The following is a 24,967-nucleotide window of genomic DNA, read 5'->3' as shown; positions in this document are numbered from 1 at the left end:
TCGCGAAAGCGGTGTGTCAGTATCAGATGCTGTGACTGATACACCGCTTTCGCGAGCAAGCCCGCTCCCACATTTTAGTTCGATGTTGTGCCAGATAATTCTTCACTGAGCAGGTCGAAACAGCGCTGTGCTGCCGGGCTCAAGCTCATCCCGCTCCGTGTAATCAAGCCGATCTCCCGGCTCACTCCCGGATGATCAATCGCAATCCGTTTCAGCCCCTCCAAACTGTCCGCCGCCGATTCCGGCAACACACTGATCCCCAACCCCTGGCGCACCAGCGCCAACACCGTCGACATGTAGTTGGCCTCCATTCCTGCGTTCATCGTCAGCCGCGTTTCATCGAACAACGCGTCTACCTGCTCGCGCACGCTGCTGTCACGGCCGGTGAGGATGATCGGCTGATCCGCCAGCTGTTCCAGGGTCAACTGGCGATGGCGAGTGAGGGGATGATTCAGTGGCACAAACGCACACAGCCGGTCATTGAGCACCGGGACAAACGCCAGGCCATGGCTGAGCCGCGCGCGCACGCCAATGCCGAAATCCACTTCACCGGAACGCACCTGGGCATGAATGCGGTGGGCCACCAGGTCATGCAGGCGCACTTCGATCCCGGCAAAGTGCTCGCGAAACAGGCGCAAGGCCGGGGGCAGGGCGCCGGCACAGACCGAGGGCAGGGCGGCGATGGTGACCACGCCCCGGCGCAAGGCGGCGAGGTCGCGGGAGCCGGTGACGATGTTGTCCAGGTCCAGCAGCAGTTTTTCCATCGGCCCGCGCGCGTCCTGGCCGGCGGCGGTGATGCTGACGTGACGCGGGCTGCGGTCGAGCAGGCTGACGCCGAGCCAGTCTTCCAGTTGTTGCACCTGTACGGTCAGCGCCGAGGGCGACAGGTGCAGCTCGTTGGCGGCCTTGGTGAAACTGCCGGTGCGGGCGACGGCAAGAAAGGCTTGGATGTGTTGGATGCTATTTTTCATAAGAGCAGCTTCATTTTGTTTTTCCGAACGCTAGCGGGTGAATATTCCAATTTACAAAGACTAACCCGCTTCCAATACTCCAGGGAAAACAATAACCGGCCAACAAGGCCGCTCTGGAGTAACCCATGCTCGCTACCCTGGGTGTCATTACCATCCTGTGCCTGCTCGCTGCCGTCATGAGCAAACGCCTCTCGCCACTGGTGGCCCTGATCGCCTTGCCGATCATCGCCGCACTGCTCGGCGGTTTCGGCCTGCAAACCAGTGCCTTCATCATTACCGGTATCAAGAACGTCGCCCCTGTGGTGGGCATGTTTGTGTTTGCGATCCTGTTTTTCGGGATCATGACCGATGCCGGCATGCTCGACCCGATCATCGACCGCATCCTGCGCACCGTCGGCACGCGTCCTACTCGGATTGTCGTGGGCACTGCGACCCTGGCGCTGCTGGTGCACTTGGACGGCTCCGGTGCGGTGACCTTTCTGGTGACGGTGCCGGCGATGCTGCCGTTGTATACGCGGTTGGGCATTGATAAACGCATCCTTGCCTGCGTGTGTGCGATGGCGGCCGGGGTCAACTTCCTGCCGTGGACCGGCCCCGTGCTGCGCTCGTCCGCAGCCTTGCATGTGCCGGTGGCGGACCTGTTCCAACCGCTGATCCCGGTGCAGATCGTCGGCCTGATCTTTGTCTTCGCCTGTGCCTGGTGGCTCGGCCGCCGTGAAGAAAAACGCCTGGGCCTGGGTGCCGGTTCCACGGTGGATGCCATGCCGCAACGGGTGCTCAGCGATGACGACATCAAGTTGCGCCGCCCGCGTCTGTTCTGGGTCAACCTGATTCTGACGGTGTTGGTGATGGTGGTGATGATTGCCGGCTGGGTCGACCCGGTGGTGATGTTTATGCTCGGCACCGTGGTGGCGCTGTGCATCAACTACCCGAACGTGGACGCCCAGCGTGCCCGTATCGATGCGCATGCCAAGACCGCCCTGACCATGGCCAGCATCCTGCTCGCCGCCGGCGTGTTCACCGGCATCATGCAAGGCACCGGCATGCTCAAGGCGATTGCCGAAGTGGCGGTGGCGCAGATCCCGGCCGGCCACGGCAAGCTGATCCCGGCGGTGGTGGGCTTTATTTCCATGCCCCTGAGCATGCTGTTTGATCCCGATTCCTACTATTTCGGCGTGATGCCGGTGATCGCCGAAGTCGGCAAGGCCCTGGGCGTGGACCCACTGCAAGTGGCCCAGGCCTCGCTGTTGGGCGTGCATACCACCGGTTTCCCGGTCAGCCCGCTGACCCCCGCGACCTTCCTGTTGGTGGGCCTGTGCAAGATCGAATTGGCCGATCACCAGCGCTTCACCATCCCTTTTCTGTTTGCCGCGTCGGTGTTGATGACCCTGACCGCGTTGCTCTTGGGAGTGATTTGAGATGAAAACCTTGCGCATCGGTTCTGGCGCCGGCTATTCCGGCGACCGTATCGAACCTGCCGTCGAATTGGCCGAGCGTGGCGACCTGGATTACCTGGTGTTCGAATGCCTGGCGGAACGCACCATTGCGTTGGCCCAACAGGCGCGGATCACTGATCCAGCGGGCGGCTACGACCCGCTGTTGAGTGAGCGCATGCGCCGCGTGTTGCCGTTCGTGGGCGATAAAACTGGGCGTCGCCTGCGGGTGATCACCAATATGGGCGCGGCCAACCCCGTGTCGGCGGCGGTTGAAGTACGGCGGATTGCCAGCGAACTGGGCCTGGAGCTCAAGGTGGTCGCCGTGGTTGGCGACGATGTGCTGGACGTGTTGCAAGGCGATTTTCTGCTGGATAACGGCCAGACCGTCGGGTCCCTGGGCGAACGGCTGATCTCGGCGAATGCCTACCTGGGGGTCGAGGGCATCCTGGAGGCGCTGCACGCCGACGCCGATGTGGTCATCACCGGGCGGGTGGCCGACCCTTCGCTGTTCCTCGCGCCGCAGATGTTTGAATTCGGCTGGGCGGCGGACGATTGGCAGCGCCTCGGGCGCGGTACGCTGGTCGGGCATTTGCTGGAATGTGCCGGGCAAGTCAGCGGCGGCTATTTTGCTGATCCTGGCTTCAAGGACGTGGATGACCTCGCGCGCCTGGGCTTCCCCTTGGCCGAAATCGATGCTGACGGTGAAGCCTTGATCACCAAGGTTGCGGGCTCGGGCGGGCGGGTCAGCCGCGCCACCTGCACTGAGCAATTGATCTACGAAGTGCATGACCCTGCGGCGTACCTCACGCCGGATGTCACGGCGGACTTTTCCCGGGTGGGCTTTGTTGAAGAGGCCGTTGATTGCGTGCGTGCCCAAGGCGCCGGCGGCCGCGCGCGGCCCGAGCAGTTGAAAGTCAGCGTCGGTTATCTGGACGGTTGGATTGGCGAAGGGCAAATGTCCTACGGCGGGCCGGGGGCTGTCGCACGGGCAGAGTTGGCGCGGGCTGTCGTCCTCAAGCGCCTGGAGTTGATGGGCGTGAAGATGCAGGACGTGCGCGCCGAACTGATCGGCATGGACGCGCTCCACGGCCCGCGCAGCACCGTCGAGCCCTGGGAAGTACGCCTGCGCGTGGCGGCTCGCTGCGAGGACCGGCTTGAGGCGGTGCGGGTTGGCAATGAAGTGGAAACCCTCTACACCAACGGCCCGTCCGGCGGCGGCGGCGCGAGCAAAAGCGTGCGGCAAGTGGTGGCGGTGGCATCGTTGCTGCTGCCGCGTGATGCGGTCAACCCGAGGATCGAAGCATGAAGTTGCACACGCTGGCCCATTCCCGCACTGGGGATAAGGGCGATACGTCGAACATCTCGATCATTGCCTATCGCGCGGAAGACTACCCGTTGCTGTGTGAGCAACTGACTGCCGAGCGCGTGGCTGAATTCTTTGCCGGGTTGCTGGAGCCGGGTGCGGCGCCGGTGCGGCGCTACGCGTTGCCCAATGTGCAGGCGCTGAACTTTGTGCTGCCGGGGATCTTGCGTGGCGGCGTGACTCGTTCACTGGCGCTGGATGCCCATGGCAAGTGCCTGGGTTCGGCCTTGTTGGATGTGGAAATACAAGGTTAGAGACTGGCACAAAACAAATGTGGGAGCTGGCTTGCCTGCGATGGCGGTGGGTCAGTTGGCATTTCTGCTACTGATACACCGCCATCGCAGGCAAGCCAGCTCCCATAGGGGGTTATCCGCGCATGTCAGATCGCGGCAAACCGCTTGTCGAGGTAATCAATAATCACCTTGGAATCATACATCCAGGTGACCTGGCCATTCTCTTCAATACGCAGGCACGGCACCTTGATCTTGCCACCTTGCTCCAGCAGGGTCTGGCGGTCCTGCTCGTTGTTCTTCGCGTCCTTCAACGCTACCGGCACATTCAGGCGGTGCAGGGTGCGGCGGGTCTTCACGCAGAACGGGCAGGCGTGGAACTGATACAGCGTCAGGTCCTTGGCTGCGGCGTTGACCTGGGCCTGCTGCTCGGCGGAACGCTGCTTTTTACGCGGGCGCGTCAGGAAATCGCCGGCGATGATGATTTGGCCGAGGCCCACACGAAGTGCTTTGACGAACATGGCTGAAACCTCTTGCCCATGACTGAGGGGGCGCATCTTACTTGATTTTCACGGACGAAAAAAAACCGGCGATGAACGCCGGTTTTTTTATGCAGCCGATTACTTGATAAGGCTGAGGAATTCGCTGCGGGTTGCCGCGTTTTCGCGGAACTCACCCAGCATCACCGAGGTAATCATCGACGAATTCTGTTTCTCCACACCGCGCATCATCATGCACATGTGCTTGGCCTCGATCACCACGGCCACGCCCAGGGCACCCGTCACCTGCATCACCGCATCGGCGATCTGGCGGCTGAGGTTTTCCTGGATCTGCAGGCGGCGCGCGTACATATCGACAATCCGCGCGACCTTCGACAGGCCCAGCACTTTGCCGCTTGGGATATACGCGACATGGGCCTTGCCGATAAACGGCAGCAGGTGGTGTTCGCACAACGAGTACAACTCGATGTCCTTGACCAGCACCATTTCGCTGTTGTCAGAGCTGAACAAGGCACCGTTGGTGACTTCTTCCAGGGTCTGCTCATAACCGCGGCAGAGGTACTGCATCGCCTTGGCGGCACGCTTTGGCGTGTCCAGCAGACCCTCGCGGGAAACGTCCTCGCCGAGTTGGCCGAGGATCGCGGTGTAATTCTGTTCCAGGGACATGAAACTACCTGTGGGATTTTCGCAAAGCGCAAGGTTACGGTGGCGGACACATCGCTGCAAGCCTGAAGAGGCTCTTGTTACTCGTCACGCCCTTCCATCATGGTGCGCTTGAGCATCACATACACCGCTCCCGCGCCGCCGTGGCGGGCCTGGCATGAGGTAAAGCCGAGCACTTGTGCATGCTGGCGCAGCCAGGTGTTGACGTGGCTTTTGATCATCGGGCGCTTGCCGTCCAGCCGCACGGCCTTGCCGTGGGTGACGCGCACGCAGCGGATTTCGAATTTGGTCGCTTCGGCGAGGAAGGCCCACAGGGTTTCGCGGGCTTTTTCCACGGTCATGCCGTGCAGGTCGAGGCTGCCTTCGAAGGGGATCTGGCCGACCTTGAGCTTGCGCATCTGGCTTTCCTGCACGCCGTCGCGGGCCCACATCAGCTCGTCTTCGGGGCCGACGTCGATCACGAACTGGTCCGACAGGCCATCCACGGTGGTGGCGTCGGTGCGCACGGTCGCGGCCTGGCGCAGCTTGGCGATCTGCGCGCGGTCGGCCTTGGGTTTGCCGGTGTCGGCGCGGTCGTGCTTGATCGGCTTGACGCCGCGCAGCTCGTTTTTGAACAGGGAAAAATCGTCGTCTTGCATATCAGCCTCCGCGAAGGGCGGGCAGTTTACCTAAATCGCGGCGGCCGGGGCGCAGGAAACGCTATTCAAGCGCCATCAGTCGTGCTTTTTCATCAGGTGCGAGGCGATATTTAGTGACAACGGCTGGCGCATCTTCCTACGGCTACGACGCCACAACCACACGCCCAGCCACAGCACCAGCAACCCGCTGACCAGCAGGATTGCCGAACCGCCAGGGCTGGCATTCAGCTCGCCAAGGGCCGGTGAATGACCAGACAAACCAGCGCCACCAGCACCCGCCAGCAGCAGACCTATTATTGCCAGCAACGCGGCAAAGCCGGCTACCAGGCGCAGACGCCAATTGCTCGGGCCCTTGGGGCGCAAGCGACGAGCATCAAAACCATCGGATATCTTCATCCCGACCTTTCCTCCAGGGTATCGGCCCTTCGACCGGAAGATACACGGGTTGTTCCGGGGAGAGGGGTAAATGCGCCAAATGAGAAGGCATTGGGGATGAGCGGGGCCGTAAACACGCCGCTCATCCCCGGTACGATCAGATCAGATCTTTGGTCAAGGCGAGGGTGGCGAAGTTGTCGGCCATGATGGCCATTTCGGTCTGCTGCACGTGCTCGGCACTCAGGATGCCGCCTTTGTAAGGCAGGTCGCGCGTGGCGCAGGCGTCTTCCACCAGGGTGCAGCGAAAACCCAGGTTCTTCGCCGCACGCACCGTGGTGCTGACGCTGGAGTGGCTCATGAAGCCGGCCACGATCAGGTCCAGGGAGCCAAGGTCTTGCAGGTGTTTTTCCAGGCCGGTGCCGTGGAAGGCGCTGGGTAGCAGTTTGCCGATGATGGTTTCGTCACCGCTTGGCTCAAGGCCGGAAATGAACTCGCCGCGCTCGCCTTGCGGGTCGAACAGGCCGCCGACGGTGCCCAGGTGGCGCACGTGGACGATCGGGCGCCCGGCGTTGCGGGCCGCTGCAACCAACTGCTTGATGTTGTCTACCGCCGCGTCCATGCCCGAGAGGGCGAGTGGACCGCTGAGGTATTCCTTCTGGGCGTCGATGATCACGAGGGTCGCATGGCTGAGGTTGGCTGCTGCGTAACCGCGACCGCTGAGTTGAAACATCGTCTTTGGAACGGACATTCTGGGGCTCCTGTGAGGGGGGCTTTTGCGACATTGTCCACTGGCTGAGCGGTTCTGTGAATCGCTACTATCGTAAGGTACGCCGTTGTTGGCGTGCAGCCTTGTCAAGTGGGCGCCGCGTTTAACCGAATGCTGGCAATTTGGATGAAATCCGACGGGTGGCGACGAAGTTTCGTACATCGTCGGTACAGGCGAAGGCTGTTAGAATCGCCGGTCGTTTTTTCAGGAGTCTGCCCCCGTGATCACTTCCCGCCTGCGCACCTTGCGCGACCACATCCGTTGGGCTGTCAGCCGTTTCCATGGGGAAGACCTGTTTTTTGGCCATGGTACCGACAATGCCTGGGATGAAGCCCGCCAATTGGTGCTCGGTGCCTTGCACCTGCCGTGGGAAATTGCTGATAGCTACCTGGACTGCAACCTGGAAGAAGAAGAAATCTCCCACGTGCAGCGTTTGTTGCACCGGCGCATCCATGAGCGTGTTCCGACCGCCTACTTGTTGAAAGAAGCGTGGTTCTGCGGCATGTCGTTTATCGTTGACGAGCGCGTGCTGATCCCGCGTTCACCGATTGGCGAACTGATCGAAAACCGCTTCGAACCTTGGCTGGCCCAGCCGCCGGCGCGCATTCTCGACCTGTGCACTGGCTCGGGTTGCATCGGTATTGCCTGCGCTTATGAGTTCCCGGACGCCGAAGTGGTGCTGGGGGACTTGTCCTTTGAAGCGTTGGAAGTGGCCAACCAGAACATCGAGCGTCATGGCGTCGATGAACGCGTCTACACCGTGCAGGGCGATGGCTTCGACGGCCTGCCGGGCCAGCGCTTCGATTTGATCGTGTCCAACCCGCCGTATGTGGATGCCGAAGATTTTGCCGACATGCCGGACGAATACCAGCACGAACCCGAGTTGGGCCTAGCCTGCGGTGATGATGGCTTGAACCTGGTACGGCGCATGCTGGCCGAGGCGGCGGACCATCTGACCGAGAAGGGTTTGCTGATTGTGGAAGTGGGCAACAGCCAGGTGCACGTCGAGGCGTTGTACCCAGAGGTGGATTTTGCCTGGCTGGACTTCCAGCGCGGTGGGCACGGGGTGTTCATGTTGACGGCGGAGCAGTGTCGCCAGCACCAGGCGGTATTTGCGGCGAAGGTGTAACGGTAGGAACTGGGTCAGTGTGGGAGCTGGCAAGCCAGCTCCCACATTGACTGCATTCAACCTGTTATCTGTGTGTAGCAATCCAGATCAACAACCCTGCCTGAAACACCGTAAACGCCACCAGGCAGGTAATGGTAAAGCGCAGCCCGCTGTCCTCGCGTTTGAACTTGGTGACCTTTTCCTCTTCCTTGCGCAGCTTCACTTCCTGTTCCGCCAGGTTCTGCTCGGCCTGTTGGAGCATCTGCGCCGCTTCCAGGATCTCGACAAACTGCACCTTTTCGGTGTTCCAGTTTTCCAGCACATCCCCGACCTTGCCCGGCTGCACGTTGCCCTTGAGGTGCTGCACGTCGGCGTAGGCCACATCAAAGCCGTGGACCCGCAAGAAGTGATCGCGGCGCAGGCGCGTGGCTTCGTTCAGGGCGTCTTTGTTGGACAGGTCCACGCCGTCGATGCGGTAGCTGGCCCACTTTTTCTTCGCCCACGCCGCCCCTTGGGCCACGAGGAAACGCCCGATGCCGCGGTTGGCCGGCTCGATTTCCAGGCTGTTGCCCGGGCCGAAATGCACGCGGTGTTTATCGTGATCGACCCACACGTCCAAGTGGTTCTGTTCGCGCCGCACGCGCTGCCCTGGCAACTGGATGACCATGCGCAGCAGGCTGTGGTGGCTGTCATTGCGCTCGGCATAGCCGAATTGCACGAACCGCAGCGGTCGCACACCGGTGGCGCGGTCGGTGGCCAGGGGCGCCAGGCGCAGCATCTTGAAATGCTCGGGCTGGACCTCCGCCCACGGAAGGGGCGCCGCGTCGACGGCCTCGGTTTTTTCAGCCGGGGTGTCGGCGGTGGGTTCCGGTGTTGCTTCTGTGGTTGTCATGCGGCGCGATCCTGTCCTAGCCCAGCAAGCCGACAGCTTTTTTGCTGCGACACTGGGCTTATCGGCCGCTTTGCGCAGGACTAGAGACAAATTGTCGCTTAACGGGGCTGAAGTCCGTCGATAAAGCGCACCACGCGGCTGCCCAACTCGGCAGCGAGGGGCAATTGCGGGTCGTTGTAGGACGCCAATTGCTGTTGCACATCCTTGGGCACGATGCGCATGACGTGGTTCATGCCCTCAATCAGCGCTAATTGTGCATCGGGTTTGGCCTGCTTCAGTTGCTGCGCATCGCCTACGCCCACTTGAATATCGTTGGTGCCCTGGATAATCAGCGCCGGCATATCCAGCTTGGCAAAGGCCGCCGAGGGGTCGGCACGGAACAGGCTGATCAGATACGGCTGCACGCTTGGTCGGAAAATACCCAGCAGCGGGCCAGGTACATCCGCATCCACTTGACCGGCCTTGAGGTGATCGAGGATCTGATTGCTGCGCAGCAACAGGGCAGGGGGCAGGTGACCCGCCAGTTGCTGGCGGATGACCTGATCGACCGGGCGTGCACTGCCGGACAGGGAAATCACCCCGGCCGGTTGCAGTTGCGGCGCGGCGAGGGCCGCCACCAGCGCACCTTCACTGTGGCCGAGCACCACCAGCGGGCCCATGCGTTTGTCAGCCTTGAGCAGTTTGCCCCAGGCCACGGCGTCGGCAACGTAGGCGTCGAGCGTGAGGTTGCGCTCATCGGGCGTGGCTGCAAGGCTGGCGGCCACGCCGCGCTTGTCGTAGCGCACGCTGGCGATGTTGTGCCGGGCCAGTACCCACGCCAGGCGCTTGAGGCTGTCGTTGCGCGCGCCGTCGGCACTGTTGCCGTTGCGGTCGGTGGGCCCGGAGCCGGCGATGATCAGCACCACCGGCACCGGTTTGTCGGATTGGGGCAGCAGCAGCGAGCCAAACAGCTCGCCGCTGCCGGTGTCCAGGCTGATGGGCCGTTGCAGCACCACGGGGGAGGCGGCGTGGGCCACGGCGGTAAACAGGGTGAGGGCCAGCAGTAAAACTCGAAGCATCATCGCGCCATCATCAGGGAGGTGCCGGTTCGACCAATGTCTACCCGGAAGGTTTCGAGGATGAACTAGTCGGTTGGCCCGCGTATACTGGCGCGCTTGGTTATCACCCCTGAGTGATTACAACTGATTTCACGGAGCGCCCTGCATGTCCGGCAATACCTTCGGCAAGCTGTTCACTGTCACCACCGCGGGCGAAAGCCATGGCCCGGCGTTGGTCGCCATTGTCGACGGCTGCCCGCCCGGCCTCGAGCTGTCCCTGGAAGACCTGCAGCGTGACCTCGACCGCCGCAAGCCCGGCACCAGCCGCCACACCACCCAGCGCCAGGAACCCGACGAAGTCGAGATCCTCTCCGGCGTGTTCGAAGGCCGCACCACCGGGTGCGCCATCGGCCTGTTGATCCGCAACACCGACCAGAAGTCCAAGGACTACTCGGCGATCAAGGACCTGTTCCGCCCGGCCCACGCCGACTACACCTACCACCACAAATACGGTGAACGCGACTACCGTGGCGGTGGCCGCAGCTCGGCCCGCGAAACCGCGATGCGCGTGGCCGCCGGTGCCATCGCCAAGAAATACCTGGCCACCCAGGGCATCGTGATCCGTGGCTACATGAGCCAGCTGGGGCCGATCGAGATCCCGTTCAAGACCTGGGACAGCGTGGAAGACAACGCCTTCTTCAGCCCCGACCCGGACAAAGTGCCGGAACTGGAAGCCTACATGGACCAGTTGCGCCGCGACCAGGATTCCGTCGGCGCCAAGATCACCGTGGTGGCCGAGGGCGTGAAGCCGGGCCTGGGCGAGCCGATCTTCGACCGCCTGGACGCCGAACTGGCCCATGCGCTGATGAGCATCAACGCGGTGAAAGGTGTGGAAATTGGCGCCGGCTTCGCTTGTGTCTCCCAGCGCGGTACCGAGCACCGCGATGAACTGACGCCGGAAGGTTTCCTCAGCAACAACGCGGGCGGCATTCTTGGCGGTATTTCCTCCGGCCAGCCGATCGTGGCGCACCTGGCGCTCAAGGCCACGTCGAGCATCACCACGCCGGGCCGTTCGATCGACGTGCATGGCAACCCGGTGGATGTGATCACCAAAGGCCGCCATGACCCGTGCGTCGGCATCCGTGCCACGCCGATTGCCGAGGCGATGATGGCCATCGTGCTGATGGACCACCTGCTGCGCAACCGTGGGCAAAACGCCGATGTGCGTGTGAGTACTCCGGTGCTGGGCCAGCTGTGACGGCGCGGCGGTGACAGCCCTTCCATACTGGCGCCTCTCCAGCTTCTACCTGTTCTACTTCGCCCTGCTCGGGGCGACGGCGCCGTTCCTGGCCCTGTACTTCGACCACCTGGGGTTCTCCAGCGCGCGCATCGGCGAACTGGTGGCCATCCCCATGCTGATGCGCTGCGTGGCGCCCAACCTGTGGGGCTGGCTCGGCGACTACACCGGCCGGCGCCTGGTCATCGTGCGCTTTGGCGCGGTGTGTACCTTGGCGAGTTTCTCGCTGATCTTCGTCAGCCAGACCTACGCCTGGCTGGCCCTGGTGATGGCCCTGCACGCCTTCTTCTGGCACGCGGTACTGCCGCAGTTTGAAGTGATCACCCTGGCGCACCTGCAAAAACAGACGTCGCGCTACAGCCAGATCCGCCTGTGGGGATCCATCGGTTTTATCCTCACCGTGGTGATCATGGGGCGCCTGTTCGACTGGCTGAGCCTGGATATCTACCCGGTGGTGGTTGTGGTGATCATGGCCGGCATCATCGGTGCCAGCCTGTGGGTGCCGAATGCGCAACCCGCCACCCACGGCAACCGCCTGGCGGGTGATGGCTTTCTCAAGCAACTGCGCAGCCCCGGCGTGCTGGCGTTTTATGCCTGCGTGGCACTGATGCAAATGAGCCATGGCCCGTATTACACCTTTCTCACCCTGCATCTTGAACACCTGGGCTACAGCCGTGGCCTGATCGGTCTGTTGTGGGCGCTGGGGGTGGTGGCGGAAGTGCTGATGTTTTTGGGCATGAGCCGCATCCTCACGCGCTTTTCGATACGCCGGGTGCTGCTGGCGAGCTTCCTGCTGGCGGCTGTGCGTTGGTTGTTGCTGGGTTCGTTTGCCGAATTTTTCTGGGTGCTGCTGTTGGCGCAGGTGATGCACGCCGCCACCTTTGGCAGTTTTCATGCAGCGGCGATTGCCTTTGTGCAACGCAGTTTCGGCGATAAACAACAGGGCCAGGGCCAAGCCCTGTACGCCGCACTGGCCGGCACCGGCGGGGCGTTGGGCGCGCTGTACGCCGGTTACAGCTGGAACCTGTTGGGGCCGACCCTGACCTTCAGTATCGCCAGCATCGCGGCACTCGCCGCCGCCATTATCATTGGCCTTCGATTGCAAGAGCCCAATAAAGGAACCGTGCAATGAGTTATGTCGCTGTCTACCACGTGGCCACACCGGACACTCCGAACAAGGTCCTGACCCATCTCGACGACATCGTCGCGACCCTGGCTGAGCATGGCGTGCGCTTCGAGCGCTGGCAGCCGAGCCCGATCGAGAAGGGCGCCAGCGCTGCTGACATGATCGCCGCGTACCAGGTGCAGATCGATAGTCTCGGTTACGACAACGTAGACGTGTTCAGCGTCACGGGCGCTGATCTGCAAAAAGACCACGCGCGTGCGCAACTCCTCAAAGAGCGGCGCTACAGCGAGGACCATGCGCGCTTCTTTATCGCCGGGCAGGGGTTGATTGCCTTGCACGTGGAGGACTATGTGTATGCCGTACGTTGTGAGAAAAACGATGTGTTGCTGATCCCGGCGGGCTTGCCCCATTGGATCGATATCGGTGAGAACCCGCACTTTGTTACGCTGCACCTGTTTAATACGGCTACAGGGGATGCTGCGCTCACCGACGACGTAATTGCCCTTGGTTTTCCTGGTTTGGACGATTAAGCACAAGTTCTTGGATGTTCAATCCCGGCGAGTTGGAAGTTGTTGTGGGAAGATCCCTATTTGACTGTAGGGCTCAGCTGTTTATTGCGGGCCTTACTCCTTAATACCATTCGTTATGCAACTCTTTCCGGCGCCAATGTTTATATCACCTGTCAATCGGAAAAATCCGAAGGTGTCATGGCATCCGCCGATATAAGGAGAGAAGTAATGAGAGGCGCAGAGGAGTTGCACCCGCCGCTGTATACCGTGCCCAACGCTATCAGAAGACGCCTGAGCTTGGCGGGCAAGTCCCTGACGCCGACAGAGCTGGAGATCCTGCGTTGGGCGTCGAATGGCAAGACTGTCTGGGAGATCAGCCAGATTCGCGCGACGTCCGAGGCCACGGTGAAATTCCACCTGCGCAATATCTACGGCAAGTTGGAGGTGAGCAACCGTGTGCAGGCGATGAATGAAGCGGCGCGCCAGGGACTCTGTTGACCCATAAAAAAGGGCCGCAACGCTTGATGGCGTTGCGGCCCTTTTTTGTGTGCGGTGTTTAAGCCGAATGATAAGTCGGCAGGGCAAAGCGGTTTTGGCTTTGCAGCATCGAAATTTGTGGCAGGTCGCTGGCTTGCTCGGCCAGGTCGCGGCGGATGGCGCTGATCACCCACGTCAGTTGGTCGGCGGTATGCAGTTGCTGGTAAGAGATCGAGCGCTTGACCTGTTTGCCTTCGCTGTTGCGCAGGGTCAACAGGATGCCGCCGTCTGGGCGAGGCTGGGTGGTGACATCGTAGTTGGAGAATACTGAGGCGAATTTATCTTGGATCAGGCTCATGTCTATCAGCTCCGTTGGCTCAAGTTGGCAAGCATGGAGTGATAGGTGCAGTGATTGTGCCATCTAGTCGATTATAAAAATAACCTTATAAATCAATTGCTTATAAAATTATTAGATTTTCATTTTCGTGCAAATTGCATGAATGGCCATCATGCATCCTGCATTTTGCGCTGTTCAGCCAAGTGGTTTGCCGCGCCGCTACACATGCAGACTGCCTTGGAACGGCTAAATTCCGTTTTTCTGCGGCAGTCCATCGGGATACAAAACTTTTCAAATCCCGCGTGTACAGGTGAACAAGGGCTGACGTAATTTCCTGCAAGGCATAACGAAGAATAAGAAAAAGGACGTTCCTCCATGAGCCATCTGCAAAACGACATGATCACCTGGCGCATGCTGCTGCGTAAGGTGCCCGCCATTGTTCGCGCCCTGCCACGGGTGGTGCGCGGCATGCGTGCTGCCAACGTCACCGACCCGGCCCAGCCTTGCGGGCTGGGCTGGCACTTCGAGCAGGCCACCCTGCGCAACCCTGATGGCACCGCGCTTTTATACGCTGACCGTGTGCTCAGCTACCGCGAAGCCAATGAGCGCGCGAACCGCATCGCCCATTACCTGCAGGCCCAGGGCGTGCGCAAAGGTGATGTGGTGGCGATGTTTATCGAAAACCGCCCTGAACTGCTGCTGAATGTATTGGCGGTGGCCAAGCTCGGTGGCATCTGCGCCATGGTCAACACCTCGCAGACCCAGGGCACCCTGGTGCACAGCCTGAACCTGGTGAACCCGGTGGCGATTGTGGTGGGCTCGGAATTGGTGGCGTCCTACGAGGCCGTGCGCGATCAGGTGGCGATTCCGGCCGAACGCACGTGGTTCGTTGCCGAACAGCAGGCCAGTGAGGTGCCTGCGGGTTACACCGACCTGATCGCCGCCAGTGCCGAATGCCCGGTGGACAACCCGGCCAGCACCGCGCAGATCTTCTTCAATGACCCGTGCTTCTATATCTACACCTCCGGCACCACAGGCCTGCCCAAGGCCGGCATCATGAAACACGGGCGCTGGACCAAGACCGCCGTCAGCTTCGGCAGCATCGCCCTGGACATGGGCCCGGACGACGTCCTTTATTGCACCTTGCCGCTCTATCACGCCACCGGCCTGTGTGTGTGCTGGGGCTCGGCGATTGTCGGCGCGTCGGGGTTTGCCATCCGGCGCAAGTTCAGCGCCAGCCAGTTCTGGGACGATGCGCGCAAGTTCAACGCGACCACCCTGGGTTATGTCGGCGAATTGTGCCGTTACCTGCTCGACCAGCCGCCCAGCGCCAGCGACCGTGACAACCGCGTGACGAAGATGGTTGGCAATGGCCTGCGCCCCGGGGTGTGGGCGCAGTTCAAGCAGCGCTATGGCGTTGACCATATCTGCGAGCTGTATGCCGCCAGCGACGGCAATATCGGCTTCACCAACGTACTGAATTTCGACAACACCATCGGCTTTTGCCTGCAACACTGGGCACTGGTGGACTACGCCCACGACAACGGCGAGCCGATCCGTGGCAGTGATGGCTTTATGCGCAAAGTGCAGACGGGCGGTCAGGGCCTGTTGCTGGCGCGAATCGACGAAAAATCCCCGTTCGACGGCTACACCGACCCGGAAAAGAACCGCAAGGTGATCCTCACCGACGTGTTCGAAAAGGGCGATCGTTACTTCAACACCGGCGACTTGTTGCGCAGTATCGGCTTTGGCCACGCGCAATTCGTCGACCGTTTGGGGGACACCTATCGCTGGAAGGGTGAAAACGTGTCCACCACCGAGGTCGAGAACATCCTGATGCAACACCCGCAGATCGCCGAAGTGGTGGCCTACGGGGTGGAAATCGAAAACACCAACGGCCGCGCCGGCATGGTCGCGATCACCCCGAGTGAGTCCCTGGCTTCGCTGGACATGCGTGAACTGTTGCAGTTCGCCCACGGCCAGTTGCCGCACTATGCGGTGCCGCTGTTCCTGCGGATCAAGGTGAAAATGGAGACCACGGGCACCTTCAAGTACCAGAAGGTCAAGCTTAAGGAAGAGGCGTTCGACCCGGAGAAAGCCGGGAATGACCCGGTCTACGCCTGGTTGCCGGGCTCGGACTGCTATGTGCCGGTGACGGGGCAGTTATTGGCGCAGATCCAGGGCGGCCAGTTCCGCTATTAGTCGCGTTATTGATTCTGCCTATGGCCGCTTTTGGCAAAAAAGCCATGACAGTGGGGAACTCCATCGCGACACTAGGCGCCTATATAGCCATCGCCAAGGAGCCCCCACATGTCAGACCAAGCCAAACAAATGACCGAAGACGAAGCCGCCGAGTTTGCCGAGCAGGTCTTTGACGTTGCGCGCCGGGGCGACGCCGCTATGCTCGCCGCACTGCTGGCCAAAGGCTTGCCGGTCAACCTGCGCAACCACAATGGCGACACCTTGCTGATGCTCACCGCCTACCACGGCCATGCCGAAGCGGTAAAAGTACTGCTGGAATTCAAGGCCGATCCGTTGATCGCCAATGACAAGAACCAACTGCCGATTGCCGGCGCTGCATTCAAAGGCACCCTGGACGTGGTCAAGGCCCTGATCGAAGGCGGCACGCCGGTGGATGCCGCATCTTCCGATGGGCGTACTGCCTTGATGCTGGCGGCGATGTTCAACCGTGTCGAGATGGTCGATTACTTGCTCGGCCAGGGCGCCAATCTCAAGGCCGCCGATGCCCAGGGTGCCACGGCACTGGCCGCGGCATTGACCATGGGCGCGGCGGATACGACGGCGCAGTTGCAGAAACTGGTGTAGGCTACGCGCCCTTAAAAACCGCCCGCCACAGGACCATCCCCCATGAAAACCGCCCTCGTCGAACTCATCAGCAAAATCAGCGCCGGCGTCATGGGCGAGGACGAAGTGGCGCGCATCGCCGATGAAGCGGCCCAGGCCTACGCGGACCCGGCGGCGTTTCTGGTGGGCAACCCGGATATCAACTACGACGACACGTTCCCGATTCCACTGGGTGAGTGGGTCGTGGTCGGCAGCCTGCCGGACACCGTGCTGTTCCAGGCCGACACCTACGGCGACCTGTTTGCGCAGATTGTCGCTTCTTTCGGCCCCGGCGTGGCGTTCAACCTCAAGCCCAAGCAACTGGCCAAGACCGAAGACCTCACCGCGTTGAACCGCATCCAGATCCAGATGAGCGCTCTCAGCCCTGAAGACGGCGGCTACACGTTGCTCAACTTCAGCCAGTTGCTGGATGACGAGATTCAGGCCGTGCTGGTCTACGGCAAAGACCTGCCGCGCGTGCTGGAATTGTGCGCTGAACTGGGCATCAACGCCGAGCCATCGCTGGAAGCGCTGCGAATCGCCCTACACGTCTGAAATAAAAAGGAACCCCGGTCAGGGCTGACTATCCTACAAGTGCATGCCCTCACTTAGGAGCGACACCATGGGTTCCACTTTTAATGGCTTGATCGGGCTGATCATCCTCGCGCTGGATATCTGGGCGATCATCAACGTGTTCAAAAGCGGCGCGAGCACGGGCGCCAAAGTGCTGTGGATTCTGCTGATCCTGTTGTTGCCGGTGTTGGGCTTGATCATCTGGGCCATCGCCGGGCCACGAGGTAACGTGCGGATCTGAGCCGTCCACATCAATCTGATGTGACCACCGTTAATGTGGGAGCTGGCTTGCCTGCGATGGCATCACCTCGGTGTAACTGATAGACCGAGGTGCCCGCATCGCAGGCAAGCCAGCTCCCACACAAGTCCGGCTCCCACACTGGTTTGTGTGCAGCCATAAGATTTGTGTGTCGAAATATTCGCTACACGGAATTTTCACACACCATCTCGGACAATTCCCTCGCTTTACTTCCACGTAAGAAGGCTCTGTCTCGGGCCGAGAAAACCACCACAAAGAAGGTTTTTTCCTCAGTAATCAATAGCGCTGATGGCATTCCTCGGGCACCATTTGCGCCAACGCGCTGACCCCCTGTTCCTACACGCTTGGGCGTGGGCAGGATGCCGCTGCAATATTTCGCAACTTAAACTTCCAATGGGTCCTAAAACGACATGGCAAACCCGGACGCCCTGAATCAGCAGCGAGCTTCAAATCGCCTGCTGCAACCGACCGTCAAATCCCATCTGGCGTACACGCTGCTTTGCGCACTGGTCATGATGGTGATGTTCTCCCTGCTGCGCCTGGCGCTGCTGGTTTACAACCGTGAAATGATCCTCGACACGCCGGCCTCGACCTTCCTGGAAGCGTTCGGCAATGGCCTGCGCCTGGATATTCGCCTGGTGGTCTACCTGCTGATCCCGTTGCTGCTGGCATTGTTCAGCGTACGGGCCATGGCGGCGCGCGGGTTCTTCCGTGTCTGGCTGACCGTTGCGTCCAGCATCGCGCTGTTCCTCGGCCTGATGGAGATGGACTTCTACCGTGAGTTCCACCAGCGCCTCAACGGCCTGGTCTTTCAGTATGTGAAGGAAGACCCGAAAACCGTGATGAGCATGCTCTGGTACGGTTTCCCGGTGGTGCGCTACCTGCTGGCCTGGGCCGTGGGCACGCTGATCCTGAGCATCGCATTCAAAGGCGCCGACCGTGCGACGCGCCCGCGTGGCCCGTTCAGCGGTGGCACCATCAGCACCCGCCAAGTGGCACCGTGGTATTCGCGCATCGCGGTGTTTGTGGTCTGCCTGTTGATCGCCGTGGTCGCCGCCCGTGGCACCCTGCGCCAGGGCCCGCCGCTGCGTTGGGGTGACGTGTACACCACCGACTCCAACTTCGCCAACCAACTGGGCCTTAATGGCACGTTGTCGTTGATCGGCGCAGCCAAGGCTCGTTTCTCCGAGCACCGTGACAACACCTGGAAAGCCACCTTGGAACAACCGCTGGCAACCCAGGTCGTGCGCGACATGCTGGTGCTGCCGACCGAGAAACTGGTGGATACCGACACCGCCGCCGTGCGCCGCGAGTTCACGCCGCCGGCCGAGAAAACCCTGCCGATCAAGAACGTGGTCGTGATCCTGATGGAAAGCTTCGCCGGTCACTCGGTGGGCGCCCTGGGACGTCCGGGCGATATCACGCCGTACTTCGACAAGCTTTCCAAGGAAGGTTTGCTGTTCGACCGTTTCTTCTCCAACGGCACCCACACCCACCAAGGGATGTTTGCCACCATGGCTTGCTTCCCGAACCTGCCGGCCTTCGAGTACTTGATGCAGACGCCGGAAGGCAGCCACAAGCTGTCGGGCCTGCCGCAGTTGCTCAGCGCGCGCAAGTTTGACGACGTATATGTCTACAACGGCGACTTCGCCTGGGACAACCAGTCGGGCTTCTTCAGCAACCAGGGCATGACCAACTTCATCGGGCGTAACGATTTCGTCGATCCGGTGTTCTCCGACCCGACGTGGGGCGTGTCTGACCAGGATATGTTCAACCGTGGCCTGGAAGAGTTGAAAGCCCGCGAAGGCGGCAAGCCGTTCTACGCGCTGCTGCAAACCCTGTCCAACCACACGCCGTACGCGTTGCCGACGCCATTGCCGGTGGAGAAAGTCACTGACCGTGGCAGCCTCAACGAGCATTTGACCGCCATGCGCTACTCCGACTGGGCCCTGGGCCAGTTCTTTGAAAAGGCCCGCAAAGAGCCGTACTTCAAGGAAACCCTGTTCGTCATCGTGGGCGACCACGGCTTTGGCAACGAACAGCAGATCACCGAGATGGACTTGGGCCGCTTCAACGTGCCGATGCTGATGATTGCACCGGGCGTGCAGGAGAAGTTCGGCGAGCGTGACCACACCGTGGGCACCCAGATCGACATCGTGCCGACCATCATGGGCCGCCTCGGTGGCGACACCCTGCACCAGTGCTGGGGTCGTGACCTGCTGAACCTGCCGGAAGGCGACAAGGGTTTTGGCGTGATCAAGCCGTCGGGCAGCGACCAGACTGTGGCGCTGGTCACCGACGACCGCATCCTGGTACTGCCCAAGGAAATGCCACCGAAGTTGTGGCAGTACGAACTGGGTGCCAACCCGAGCGGTAAAGTGATCGCGGATTCGCCGGACGAGGCGGCACTCAAGCAGAAACTTGAGTCGTTCCTGCAGACCGCTACCAAGAGCCTGCTGGATAACACCGCTGGCGTGGTAGATGGCAAGCCGGACTAACTAACCGGTAATAAAAAAGAGGCCCTCTAGAGGGCCTCTTTTTTTGCCTGCCGTTTATATCCGGCCGAGCAACAACAGCACCAGCAAGACCACCAGAACCACACCAAGGATACCCGACGGGCCATAACCCCAATTGCGTGAGTGTGGGAAGACGGGCAGGCCACCGACCAGCAGGAGGATCAGGATAATGATCAGAATGAGGCTCATGGTTTTGTACCTTCTGGTTATTGAGCAATAGGTCTGCAGGTTTAATCACAGACGGCTTAATAACTCCGACTGGTGCCCTTGGGAGAAAATTCCAAGTTTTTTTAAAGCTTTTTGCACACGGGCTTATTTCTTTTAATCCGCTGCCTTAGTTGAAAGTTATTGAACTTGTGCAGTGCGCCATGCTCCGACCCGGCCGCGGGTTTGCCTGGGGCATTCAGCAACTTTATGGGGCGTGGGTGTGGGAAAAACCTTCGCTACACTGCCGATCACCTCTTCCGTGAACCACAAGGCAACTTCCTATGCAAAATCGCATGATGATCACTGGCGCCGGGTCCGGCCTGGGTCGCGAAATCGCTCTGCGCTGGGCCCGCGAGGGTTGGCAGTTGGCCTTGTCGGACGTCAGCGAGCCCGGCCTGCAAGAAACCCTCAAGCTTGTGCGCGAGGCGGGTGGCGATGGCTTCGTCCAGCGTTGCGACGTACGCGACTACAGCCAGCTCACGGCGTTTGCCCAGGCCTGCGAAGTGAAGCTCGGCGGTATCGATGTGATCGTCAACAATGCCGGCGTGGCCTCGGGCGGTTTCTTCGCCGAACTGTCCCTGGAGGATTGGGACTGGCAGATCGCGATCAACCTGATGGGCGTGGTCAAGGGTTGCAAGGCGTTCCTGCCGCTGCTGGAAAAGAGCAAGGGCCGCATCATTAACATCGCCTCGATGGCCGCGCTGATGCAAGGACCGGCCATGAGCAACTACAACGTGGCCAAGGCCGGCGTGGTGGCCCTGTCGGAAAGCCTGCTGGTGGAGCTCAAGCAACAGGAAGTCGGGGTGCACGTGGTGTGCCCGTCGTTTTTCCAGACCAACCTGTTGGATTCGTTCCGTGGGCCGACGCCCGCGATGAAGGCGCAGGTCGGCAAGCTGCTGGAAAGCTCACCGATTTCGGCGGCGGATATTGCCGACTACATCTACCAGCGAGTGGCTGAAGGCGAATTCATGATTCTGCCCCATGAGCAGGGGCGGATGGCGTGGGCGTTGAAGCAGAAGAATCCGCAGCTGCTGTATGACGAAATGACCACCATGGCCGATAAGATGCGGGCCAAGGCGCAGGCGACCAAAGTCTGAAGGTCGGCGCGGGCTTGTGTGGGAGCGAGCAAGCCCGCTCCCACACAAAACCGCGCCCGCAGGCTGGGGTGTGGTCTGTCAGGGAAATTACCGGGTGATGTAGGTCCGGCCTGATTTTGCCGCAAGCCATTGCTGTACTCCCGCGCAATCGCGCATGGTCAAGGTCCTGTCACTCTTAAAGGACAACCGCCATGCTGGTACTTAGCCGCGCTATAGGCGAAACCATTTCCATCGGCGATGACATCGCCTTGCACATCATCGAGCTGAACGGCTCCCAAGTGAAATTCGGTGTCGAGGCCCCGGCGGGGGTGAATGTGCACCGCGCCGAGGTGTATCAGAAAATCCTCGAACGCCAAGCCGCCGAAGCCCCCGCCACCAACCCGTAAACCATTCAATCGAACAGATGCTTGGGCACGTCGTGCTTGAGCATCAACTGGCACTGCTCGCTTTCGGGGTCGAACACGATCAGTGCCTGGCCTTTGGTCAGCGCCTGGCGTACGCGCAGCACGCGGGTTTCCAGGGGCGTGTCGTCGCCATTGTCGGTGCCGTCGCGGGTGACGAAATCTTCAATGAGGCGGGTCAGGGTGTCGACTTCAAGTGCGTCGTAGGGAATCAGCATACAAGCCTCGGCTTTAGAATCCCGGCGATGCTACTGCGCCGGGCTCCAGGTTGCCAGCCTCAGGTTTTTTGACCGACCAGGCTGTCCACGGACGGCACCCGTGTGTCGCTCTCCATCTGCGTCTCGTGCTCCAGCTGATGGCTGAAGCGGTCCAATGAGCCCTGGGCCGGTTGCGCATCGCTGGCGAACACTGGCGGGCTGAGAATGTACGCCCCCAACAGACGACTCAAGGCCGCAAGGCTGTCGATATGGGTGCGCTCGTAGCCATGGGTCGCATCACAACCAAACGCCAGCAGTGCGGTGCGGATATCGTGGCCGGCGGTCACGGCCGAGTGCGCGTCACTGAAGTAGTAACGGAACAGGTCGCGGCGCACCGGCAGTTCGTTGTCCGCCGCCAGGCGCAGCAAGTGCCGGGACAGGTGATAGTCATACGGCCCACCGGAATCCTGCATCGCCACGCTCACCGCATGCTCGCTGGAGTGCTGGCCGGGGGCGACCGGGGCGATATCGATGCCGACAAATTCGCTGACATCCCAGGGCAGGGCGGCCGCAGCGCCGCTGCCGGTTTCTTCGGTGATGGTGAACAGCGGGTGGCAATCGATCAGCAACGGCGCACCGCTGTCGACGATGGCTTTGAGCGCCGCGAGCAGGGCGGCCACGCCGGCCTTGTCGTCGAGGTGACGGGCACTGATGTGCCCGCTGTCGGTGAACTCGGGCAACGGGTCGAAGGCCACGTAGTCACCGACGCTGATCCCCAGGGAATCGCAATCGGCGCGGGTTGCGCAGTAGGCGTCCAGGCGCAGTTCCACGTGGTCCCAGCTCACCGGCATTTCATCCACGGCGGTGTTGAACGCATGCCCGGAGGCCATCAACGGCAGCACGCTGCCACGGATCACGCCGTTGTCGGTAAACAGGCTGACGCGGCTGCCTTCGGCGAAACGGCTGGACCAGCAGCCCACCGGCGCCAGGGTCAGGCGGCCGTTGTCCTTGATCGCGCGCACGGCGGCGCCGATGGTGTCGAGGTGGGCGGACACGGCGCGGTCGGGGCTGTTTTTCTGGCCCTTGAGGGTGGCGCGAATGGTGCCGCGCCGGGTCATTTCGAAGGGGATGCCGAGTTCTTCCAGGCGCTCGGCGACGTAGCGCACGATGGTGTCGGTAAACCCGGTGGGGCTGGGAATGGCGAGCATTTCCAGGAGGACTTTTTGCAGGTAGTTGAGGTCGGGTTCGGGGATGGTTTGGCTCATAAAGACTCCTGTTGGCTTTAAGGGGGTGGTGTCTTCAAAGGCCTCATCGCGGGCAAGCCCGCTCCCACATGGGAATGCGATCAACCTGTGGGAGCGGGCTTGCCCGCGATGAGGCCAGGTCAGGCAACCCACCTCTCAAGCAGTGGCTTAACTGTGAGGAAACAACAAATCCACAAACCGCTCAGCCGTCGGCTGCGGTTCATGGTTGGCCAGTCCGGCCCGTTCGTTGGCTTCGATAAACACATACTCGGGTCTGTCGGCAGCGGGCACCATCAGGTCCAGGCCCACCATGGGGATGTCCAGGGCGCGGGCGGCGCGCACCGCGGCGTCCACCAGCGTGGGGTGCAGGATCGCGGTGACGTCTTCCAGGCAGCCGCCGGTGTGCAGGTTGGCGGTGCGGCGCACGGCCAGGGTCTGGCCGCGTGGCAGGATGCTGCTGTAGTCGTAGCCCGCCGCGTGCAGGGTGCGTTCGGTTTCGGCATCCAGGGGGATTTTGCTTTCGCCGTCGGTCGCGGCCTGGCGGCGACGGCTTTGGGCTTCGATCAACGCGCCGATGGAGTGATGACCATCGCCGGTCACTTCGGCTGGGCGCCGGATCGCCGCGGCGACCACCTCAAAACCGATCACCAGGATGCGCAGGTCCAGCCCCTCGTGAAAGCTTTCCAATAACACGCGGTTATCGAACTGCCGAGCCGCCTCGATCGCTTGCTGCACCTCTTCGATGCTCTGTAAATCCACCGCGACGCCTTGGCCTTGCTCGCCATCCAGCGGCTTGACGACGATGCGCTGGTGTTCGTCGAGAAATTCCAGGTTGTCATCGGCGCTGGCCGCCAATTGCTGCGACGGCAGTTTCAAGCCAGCCGCTTTGAGCGCTTTGTGGGTCAGGCTCTTGTCCTGGCACAGGGTCATGCTGATGGCGCTGGTCAGGTCGCTCAACGATTCGCGGCAACGTACGCGGCGCCCGCCGTGGCTGAGGGTGAACAGACCCGCGTCGGCATCATCTACCTGCACATCAATGCCGCGCCGATGGGCTTCTTCGACAATGATCCGCGCATAGGGATTGAACCCCGCTTGCGGGCCAGGGCCGAGGAACAGCGGTTGGTTGATGCCGTTCTTGCGCTTGATGGCAAAGGTGGTCAGTGCACGAAAACCGAGCTTGGCGTAAAGGTTCTTGGCCTGGCGGTTGTCGTGCAGCACCGACAGGTCCAGGTAGCTCAAGCCACGGCTCATGAAGTGTTCCACCAGGTGACGCACCAGCACTTCGCCCACACCGGGGCGCGTGCATTGCGGATCGACCGCCAGGCACCACAGGCTGCAACCGTTTTCTGGGTCGTGAAAGGCTTTCTGGTGATTGAGGCCCATTACGCTGCCGATCACCGCGCCGCTGTCTTCGTCTTCCGCCAGCCAGTACACCGGACCACCTTGATGGCGCGGCGTCAGGCGTTCGGCGTCCACAGGCAGCATGCCGCGCCCCTGATAGAGCTGGTTCACGGCCAGCCAATCGGCCTCGCTTTGCACCCGGCGGATACGAAAGCCGCGAAACACGCGGGTCGCCGGGCGATAGTCGGTGAACCACAGGCGCAAGGTGTCGGAGGGGTCGAGAAACAGTTGCTGCGGGTCGATGCCCAGGATCTGTTGGGGCGCCGCCACATACAGCGCGATATCCCGTTCCCCGGGCTGCTCGTTGAGCAGTTCCTGGGCCAGGCTCGCCGGGTCTGGGAAAGTATGCCCGATCAGTAACCGCCCCCAGCCGCAGTGCACGGCAATGGGGTCTGCGCTCAACGGGCTGCCATCTTCGGCCAGCCGGGCTTGCAGGCGCTCGTAGGACGGCGCCTGACCCTTGAGCAAGCGTTGGCTGTAGGCCGCTGCGAGAGGTTTCATCG

28 protein-coding genes are annotated in these 24,967 nt (G+C 61.3%); 15 read left to right on the top strand and 13 right to left on the bottom strand.

All coding sequences use genetic code 11. The features are described 5' to 3' along the window. Window positions 1-74 precede the first annotated feature (74 nt). Window positions 75-971 carry a LysR family transcriptional regulator gene (locus J1G37_RS20365; RefSeq protein WP_207044978.1) on the bottom strand — a complete coding sequence of 299 codons (897 nt, stop codon included), beginning with the start codon at window positions 969-971 and terminating at the stop codon, window positions 75-77. 125 nt (window positions 972-1,096) lie between these two features. Here J1G37_RS20365 and J1G37_RS20360 point away from each other — a divergent pair, with 125 nt between their 5' ends. The 3 genes from J1G37_RS20360 to J1G37_RS20350 are packed head-to-tail and all read left to right on the top strand — an operon-like array spanning window position 1,097 to window position 4,024. Then, the gene (locus J1G37_RS20360) at window positions 1,097-2,389 is read left to right on the top strand and encodes a citrate:proton symporter (RefSeq protein WP_124529506.1); all 1,293 of its coding nucleotides are present in this window, start codon (window positions 1,097-1,099) and stop codon (window positions 2,387-2,389) included. A 1-nt stretch (window position 2,390) separates the two neighbouring features. After that, window positions 2,391-3,713 carry an acyclic terpene utilization AtuA family protein gene (locus J1G37_RS20355; RefSeq protein ID WP_207044974.1) on the top strand — a complete coding sequence of 441 codons (1,323 nt, stop codon included), beginning with the start codon at window positions 2,391-2,393 and terminating at the stop codon, window positions 3,711-3,713. After that, window positions 3,710-4,024: a hypothetical protein gene (locus J1G37_RS20350; RefSeq protein ID WP_207044972.1), complete on the top strand. Its 315-nt coding sequence runs from the start codon at window positions 3,710-3,712 to the stop codon at window positions 4,022-4,024. Before J1G37_RS20355 ends, J1G37_RS20350 begins: the two co-directional genes overlap by 4 nt. Before the next feature lie 125 nt (window positions 4,025-4,149). On the opposite strand, the gene J1G37_RS20345 is transcribed toward J1G37_RS20350, so the two are convergent. The 5 genes from J1G37_RS20345 to J1G37_RS20325 form a co-directional block, all read right to left on the bottom strand. Further along, a complete protein-coding gene (locus tag J1G37_RS20345; RefSeq protein WP_207044970.1) occupies window positions 4,150-4,521 on the bottom strand; it encodes a glutathione S-transferase N-terminal domain-containing protein in 372 nt (123 codons plus the stop codon). A 99-nt stretch (window positions 4,522-4,620) separates the two neighbouring features. Next, entirely contained in the window at window positions 4,621-5,166 is a 546-nt protein-coding gene (gene folE / locus J1G37_RS20340) for a GTP cyclohydrolase I FolE (protein ID WP_003442011.1), read from the bottom strand. Between the two features lie 77 nt (window positions 5,167-5,243). Next, on the bottom strand, window positions 5,244-5,801 hold the full coding sequence (locus J1G37_RS20335; RefSeq protein WP_032888029.1) for a Smr/MutS family protein: 558 nt from the start codon (window positions 5,799-5,801) through the stop codon (window positions 5,244-5,246). A gap of 75 nt (window positions 5,802-5,876) precedes the next feature. Next, window positions 5,877-6,197 (bottom strand): hypothetical protein, encoded by a 321-nt coding sequence (locus J1G37_RS20330; RefSeq protein WP_207044969.1) that lies wholly within the window; start codon window positions 6,195-6,197, stop codon window positions 5,877-5,879. A 136-nt stretch (window positions 6,198-6,333) separates the two neighbouring features. Then, entirely contained in the window at window positions 6,334-6,924 is a 591-nt protein-coding gene (locus J1G37_RS20325; RefSeq protein ID WP_026136688.1) for a cysteine hydrolase family protein, read from the bottom strand. 238 nt (window positions 6,925-7,162) lie between these two features. Here J1G37_RS20325 and prmB point away from each other — a divergent pair, with 238 nt between their 5' ends. Beyond that, a complete protein-coding gene (gene prmB, locus J1G37_RS20320; protein WP_207044967.1) occupies window positions 7,163-8,071 on the top strand; it encodes a 50S ribosomal protein L3 N(5)-glutamine methyltransferase in 909 nt (302 codons plus the stop codon). 64 nt (window positions 8,072-8,135) lie between these two features. Here the strand turns inward: prmB and J1G37_RS20315 are convergent, their stop codons facing one another. Together J1G37_RS20315 and J1G37_RS20310 are read right to left on the bottom strand one after the other, a co-directional pair. Further along, the gene (locus J1G37_RS20315; RefSeq protein WP_207044965.1) at window positions 8,136-8,942 is read right to left on the bottom strand and encodes a hypothetical protein; all 807 of its coding nucleotides are present in this window, start codon (window positions 8,940-8,942) and stop codon (window positions 8,136-8,138) included. Between the two features lie 98 nt (window positions 8,943-9,040). Further along, the gene (locus tag J1G37_RS20310; protein ID WP_207044963.1) at window positions 9,041-10,003 is read right to left on the bottom strand and encodes an alpha/beta fold hydrolase; all 963 of its coding nucleotides are present in this window, start codon (window positions 10,001-10,003) and stop codon (window positions 9,041-9,043) included. Window positions 10,004-10,145: 142 nt separating this feature from the next. Here J1G37_RS20310 and aroC point away from each other — a divergent pair, with 142 nt between their 5' ends. From aroC to J1G37_RS20290, 4 genes are all read left to right on the top strand, one after another. Next, a complete protein-coding gene (gene aroC, locus J1G37_RS20305; RefSeq protein WP_016976377.1) occupies window positions 10,146-11,237 on the top strand; it encodes a chorismate synthase in 1,092 nt (363 codons plus the stop codon). 10 nt (window positions 11,238-11,247) lie between these two features. Continuing rightward, entirely contained in the window at window positions 11,248-12,408 is a 1,161-nt protein-coding gene (locus J1G37_RS20300) for an MFS transporter (RefSeq protein WP_207044961.1), read from the top strand. Further along, complete coding sequence (locus tag J1G37_RS20295; protein ID WP_207044959.1) at window positions 12,405-12,932, top strand: acireductone dioxygenase; 528 nt, start codon at window positions 12,405-12,407, stop codon at window positions 12,930-12,932. The genes J1G37_RS20300 and J1G37_RS20295 overlap by 4 nt, the downstream gene beginning before the upstream one ends. Window positions 12,933-13,139: 207 nt before the next feature. Beyond that, window positions 13,140-13,409 (top strand): helix-turn-helix transcriptional regulator, encoded by a 270-nt coding sequence (locus tag J1G37_RS20290; protein WP_207044956.1) that lies wholly within the window; start codon window positions 13,140-13,142, stop codon window positions 13,407-13,409. A 58-nt stretch (window positions 13,410-13,467) separates the two neighbouring features. Here J1G37_RS20290 and J1G37_RS20285 read toward each other — a convergent pair whose 3' ends face one another. After that, window positions 13,468-13,746, bottom strand: a complete 279-nt coding sequence (locus tag J1G37_RS20285; protein ID WP_010208870.1) for a DUF3509 domain-containing protein — start codon at window positions 13,744-13,746, stop codon at window positions 13,468-13,470. 354 nt (window positions 13,747-14,100) lie between these two features. Between J1G37_RS20285 and J1G37_RS20280 the strand changes: the two genes are divergently transcribed. From J1G37_RS20280 to J1G37_RS20260, 5 genes are all read left to right on the top strand, one after another. Next, window positions 14,101-15,927: a long-chain-acyl-CoA synthetase gene (locus tag J1G37_RS20280; protein ID WP_207044952.1), complete on the top strand. Its 1,827-nt coding sequence runs from the start codon at window positions 14,101-14,103 to the stop codon at window positions 15,925-15,927. Window positions 15,928-16,035: 108 nt separating this feature from the next. After that, the gene (locus J1G37_RS20275; RefSeq protein WP_207044949.1) at window positions 16,036-16,551 is read left to right on the top strand and encodes an ankyrin repeat domain-containing protein; all 516 of its coding nucleotides are present in this window, start codon (window positions 16,036-16,038) and stop codon (window positions 16,549-16,551) included. A 42-nt stretch (window positions 16,552-16,593) separates the two neighbouring features. Beyond that, window positions 16,594-17,124, top strand: coding sequence for a hypothetical protein (locus J1G37_RS20270; RefSeq protein ID WP_207044947.1), 531 nt, complete (start codon window positions 16,594-16,596; stop codon window positions 17,122-17,124). Window positions 17,125-17,191: 67 nt separating this feature from the next. After that, window positions 17,192-17,383 (top strand): PLDc N-terminal domain-containing protein, encoded by a 192-nt coding sequence (locus J1G37_RS20265; RefSeq protein ID WP_003172956.1) that lies wholly within the window; start codon window positions 17,192-17,194, stop codon window positions 17,381-17,383. A 428-nt stretch (window positions 17,384-17,811) separates the two neighbouring features. After that, the gene (locus J1G37_RS20260; RefSeq protein WP_207044946.1) at window positions 17,812-19,899 is read left to right on the top strand and encodes an LTA synthase family protein; all 2,088 of its coding nucleotides are present in this window, start codon (window positions 17,812-17,814) and stop codon (window positions 19,897-19,899) included. A 54-nt stretch (window positions 19,900-19,953) separates the two neighbouring features. Here J1G37_RS20260 and J1G37_RS20255 read toward each other — a convergent pair whose 3' ends face one another. After that, entirely contained in the window at window positions 19,954-20,106 is a 153-nt protein-coding gene (locus J1G37_RS20255) for a DUF3309 family protein (protein WP_015885095.1), read from the bottom strand. A gap of 299 nt (window positions 20,107-20,405) precedes the next feature. On the opposite strand from J1G37_RS20255, the gene J1G37_RS20250 reads away from it, so the two are divergent. Beyond that, complete coding sequence (locus J1G37_RS20250) at window positions 20,406-21,221, top strand: SDR family oxidoreductase (protein WP_207044944.1); 816 nt, start codon at window positions 20,406-20,408, stop codon at window positions 21,219-21,221. A gap of 191 nt (window positions 21,222-21,412) precedes the next feature. Then, window positions 21,413-21,607: a carbon storage regulator CsrA gene (gene csrA / locus J1G37_RS20245; RefSeq protein WP_207044942.1), complete on the top strand. Its 195-nt coding sequence runs from the start codon at window positions 21,413-21,415 to the stop codon at window positions 21,605-21,607. A gap of 5 nt (window positions 21,608-21,612) precedes the next feature. On the opposite strand, the gene J1G37_RS20240 is transcribed toward csrA, so the two are convergent. From J1G37_RS20240 to ngg, 3 genes are all read right to left on the bottom strand, one after another. After that, the gene (locus J1G37_RS20240; protein ID WP_003192759.1) at window positions 21,613-21,840 is read right to left on the bottom strand and encodes a YheU family protein; all 228 of its coding nucleotides are present in this window, start codon (window positions 21,838-21,840) and stop codon (window positions 21,613-21,615) included. Between the two features lie 59 nt (window positions 21,841-21,899). Further along, window positions 21,900-23,084 carry an osmoprotectant NAGGN system M42 family peptidase gene (locus J1G37_RS20235; RefSeq protein WP_207044940.1) on the bottom strand — a complete coding sequence of 395 codons (1,185 nt, stop codon included), beginning with the start codon at window positions 23,082-23,084 and terminating at the stop codon, window positions 21,900-21,902. Between the two features lie 147 nt (window positions 23,085-23,231). Further along, window positions 23,232-24,965 (bottom strand): N-acetylglutaminylglutamine synthetase, encoded by a 1,734-nt coding sequence (ngg, locus tag J1G37_RS20230; RefSeq protein ID WP_207044938.1) that lies wholly within the window; start codon window positions 24,963-24,965, stop codon window positions 23,232-23,234. Between the last annotated feature and the right edge of the window lie 2 nt (window positions 24,966-24,967).

The organism is Pseudomonas sp. Marseille-Q1929 (assembly GCF_017316265.1).
Classification (GTDB): domain Bacteria; phylum Pseudomonadota; class Gammaproteobacteria; order Pseudomonadales; family Pseudomonadaceae; genus Aquipseudomonas.
Note: the sequence above shows the minus strand (reverse complement) of the source record. Positions and strands in the feature narration are given on the sequence as shown.

Excerpts from the sequence above, each read along its gene's own strand:
- J1G37_RS20270 (WP_207044947.1), top strand. The coding sequence starts at position 16,594 with ATGAAAACCGCCCTCGTCGAACTCATCAGCAAAATCAGCGCCGGCGTC.
- J1G37_RS20250 (WP_207044944.1), top strand. The coding sequence starts at position 20,406 with ATGCAAAATCGCATGATGATCACTGGCGCCGGGTCCGGCCTGGGTCGC.
- J1G37_RS20330 (WP_207044969.1), bottom strand. The coding sequence starts at position 6,197 with ATGAAGATATCCGATGGTTTTGATGCTCGTCGCTTGCGCCCCAAGGGC.
- J1G37_RS20255 (WP_015885095.1), bottom strand. The coding sequence starts at position 20,106 with ATGAGCCTCATTCTGATCATTATCCTGATCCTCCTGCTGGTCGGTGGC.
- aroC (WP_016976377.1), top strand. The coding sequence starts at position 10,146 with ATGTCCGGCAATACCTTCGGCAAGCTGTTCACTGTCACCACCGCGGGC.
- J1G37_RS20260 (WP_207044946.1), top strand. The coding sequence starts at position 17,812 with ATGGCAAACCCGGACGCCCTGAATCAGCAGCGAGCTTCAAATCGCCTG.
- J1G37_RS20265 (WP_003172956.1), top strand. The coding sequence starts at position 17,192 with ATGGGTTCCACTTTTAATGGCTTGATCGGGCTGATCATCCTCGCGCTG.
- J1G37_RS20290 (WP_207044956.1), top strand. The coding sequence starts at position 13,140 with ATGAGAGGCGCAGAGGAGTTGCACCCGCCGCTGTATACCGTGCCCAAC.
- J1G37_RS20365 (WP_207044978.1), bottom strand. The coding sequence starts at position 971 with ATGAAAAATAGCATCCAACACATCCAAGCCTTTCTTGCCGTCGCCCGC.
- folE (WP_003442011.1), bottom strand. The coding sequence starts at position 5,166 with ATGTCCCTGGAACAGAATTACACCGCGATCCTCGGCCAACTCGGCGAG.
- J1G37_RS20350 (WP_207044972.1), top strand. The coding sequence starts at position 3,710 with ATGAAGTTGCACACGCTGGCCCATTCCCGCACTGGGGATAAGGGCGAT.
- csrA (WP_207044942.1), top strand. The coding sequence starts at position 21,413 with ATGCTGGTACTTAGCCGCGCTATAGGCGAAACCATTTCCATCGGCGAT.
- J1G37_RS20285 (WP_010208870.1), bottom strand. The coding sequence starts at position 13,746 with ATGAGCCTGATCCAAGATAAATTCGCCTCAGTATTCTCCAACTACGAT.
- J1G37_RS20280 (WP_207044952.1), top strand. The coding sequence starts at position 14,101 with ATGAGCCATCTGCAAAACGACATGATCACCTGGCGCATGCTGCTGCGT.
- J1G37_RS20235 (WP_207044940.1), bottom strand. The coding sequence starts at position 23,084 with ATGAGCCAAACCATCCCCGAACCCGACCTCAACTACCTGCAAAAAGTC.
- J1G37_RS20275 (WP_207044949.1), top strand. The coding sequence starts at position 16,036 with ATGTCAGACCAAGCCAAACAAATGACCGAAGACGAAGCCGCCGAGTTT.
- J1G37_RS20355 (WP_207044974.1), top strand. The coding sequence starts at position 2,391 with ATGAAAACCTTGCGCATCGGTTCTGGCGCCGGCTATTCCGGCGACCGT.
- J1G37_RS20315 (WP_207044965.1), bottom strand. The coding sequence starts at position 8,942 with ATGACAACCACAGAAGCAACACCGGAACCCACCGCCGACACCCCGGCT.
- J1G37_RS20325 (WP_026136688.1), bottom strand. The coding sequence starts at position 6,924 with ATGTCCGTTCCAAAGACGATGTTTCAACTCAGCGGTCGCGGTTACGCA.
- J1G37_RS20360 (WP_124529506.1), top strand. The coding sequence starts at position 1,097 with ATGCTCGCTACCCTGGGTGTCATTACCATCCTGTGCCTGCTCGCTGCC.
- J1G37_RS20345 (WP_207044970.1), bottom strand. The coding sequence starts at position 4,521 with ATGTTCGTCAAAGCACTTCGTGTGGGCCTCGGCCAAATCATCATCGCC.
- ngg (WP_207044938.1), bottom strand. The coding sequence starts at position 24,965 with ATGAAACCTCTCGCAGCGGCCTACAGCCAACGCTTGCTCAAGGGTCAG.
- J1G37_RS20295 (WP_207044959.1), top strand. The coding sequence starts at position 12,405 with ATGAGTTATGTCGCTGTCTACCACGTGGCCACACCGGACACTCCGAAC.
- J1G37_RS20310 (WP_207044963.1), bottom strand. The coding sequence starts at position 10,003 with ATGATGCTTCGAGTTTTACTGCTGGCCCTCACCCTGTTTACCGCCGTG.
- J1G37_RS20240 (WP_003192759.1), bottom strand. The coding sequence starts at position 21,840 with ATGCTGATTCCCTACGACGCACTTGAAGTCGACACCCTGACCCGCCTC.
- J1G37_RS20335 (WP_032888029.1), bottom strand. The coding sequence starts at position 5,801 with ATGCAAGACGACGATTTTTCCCTGTTCAAAAACGAGCTGCGCGGCGTC.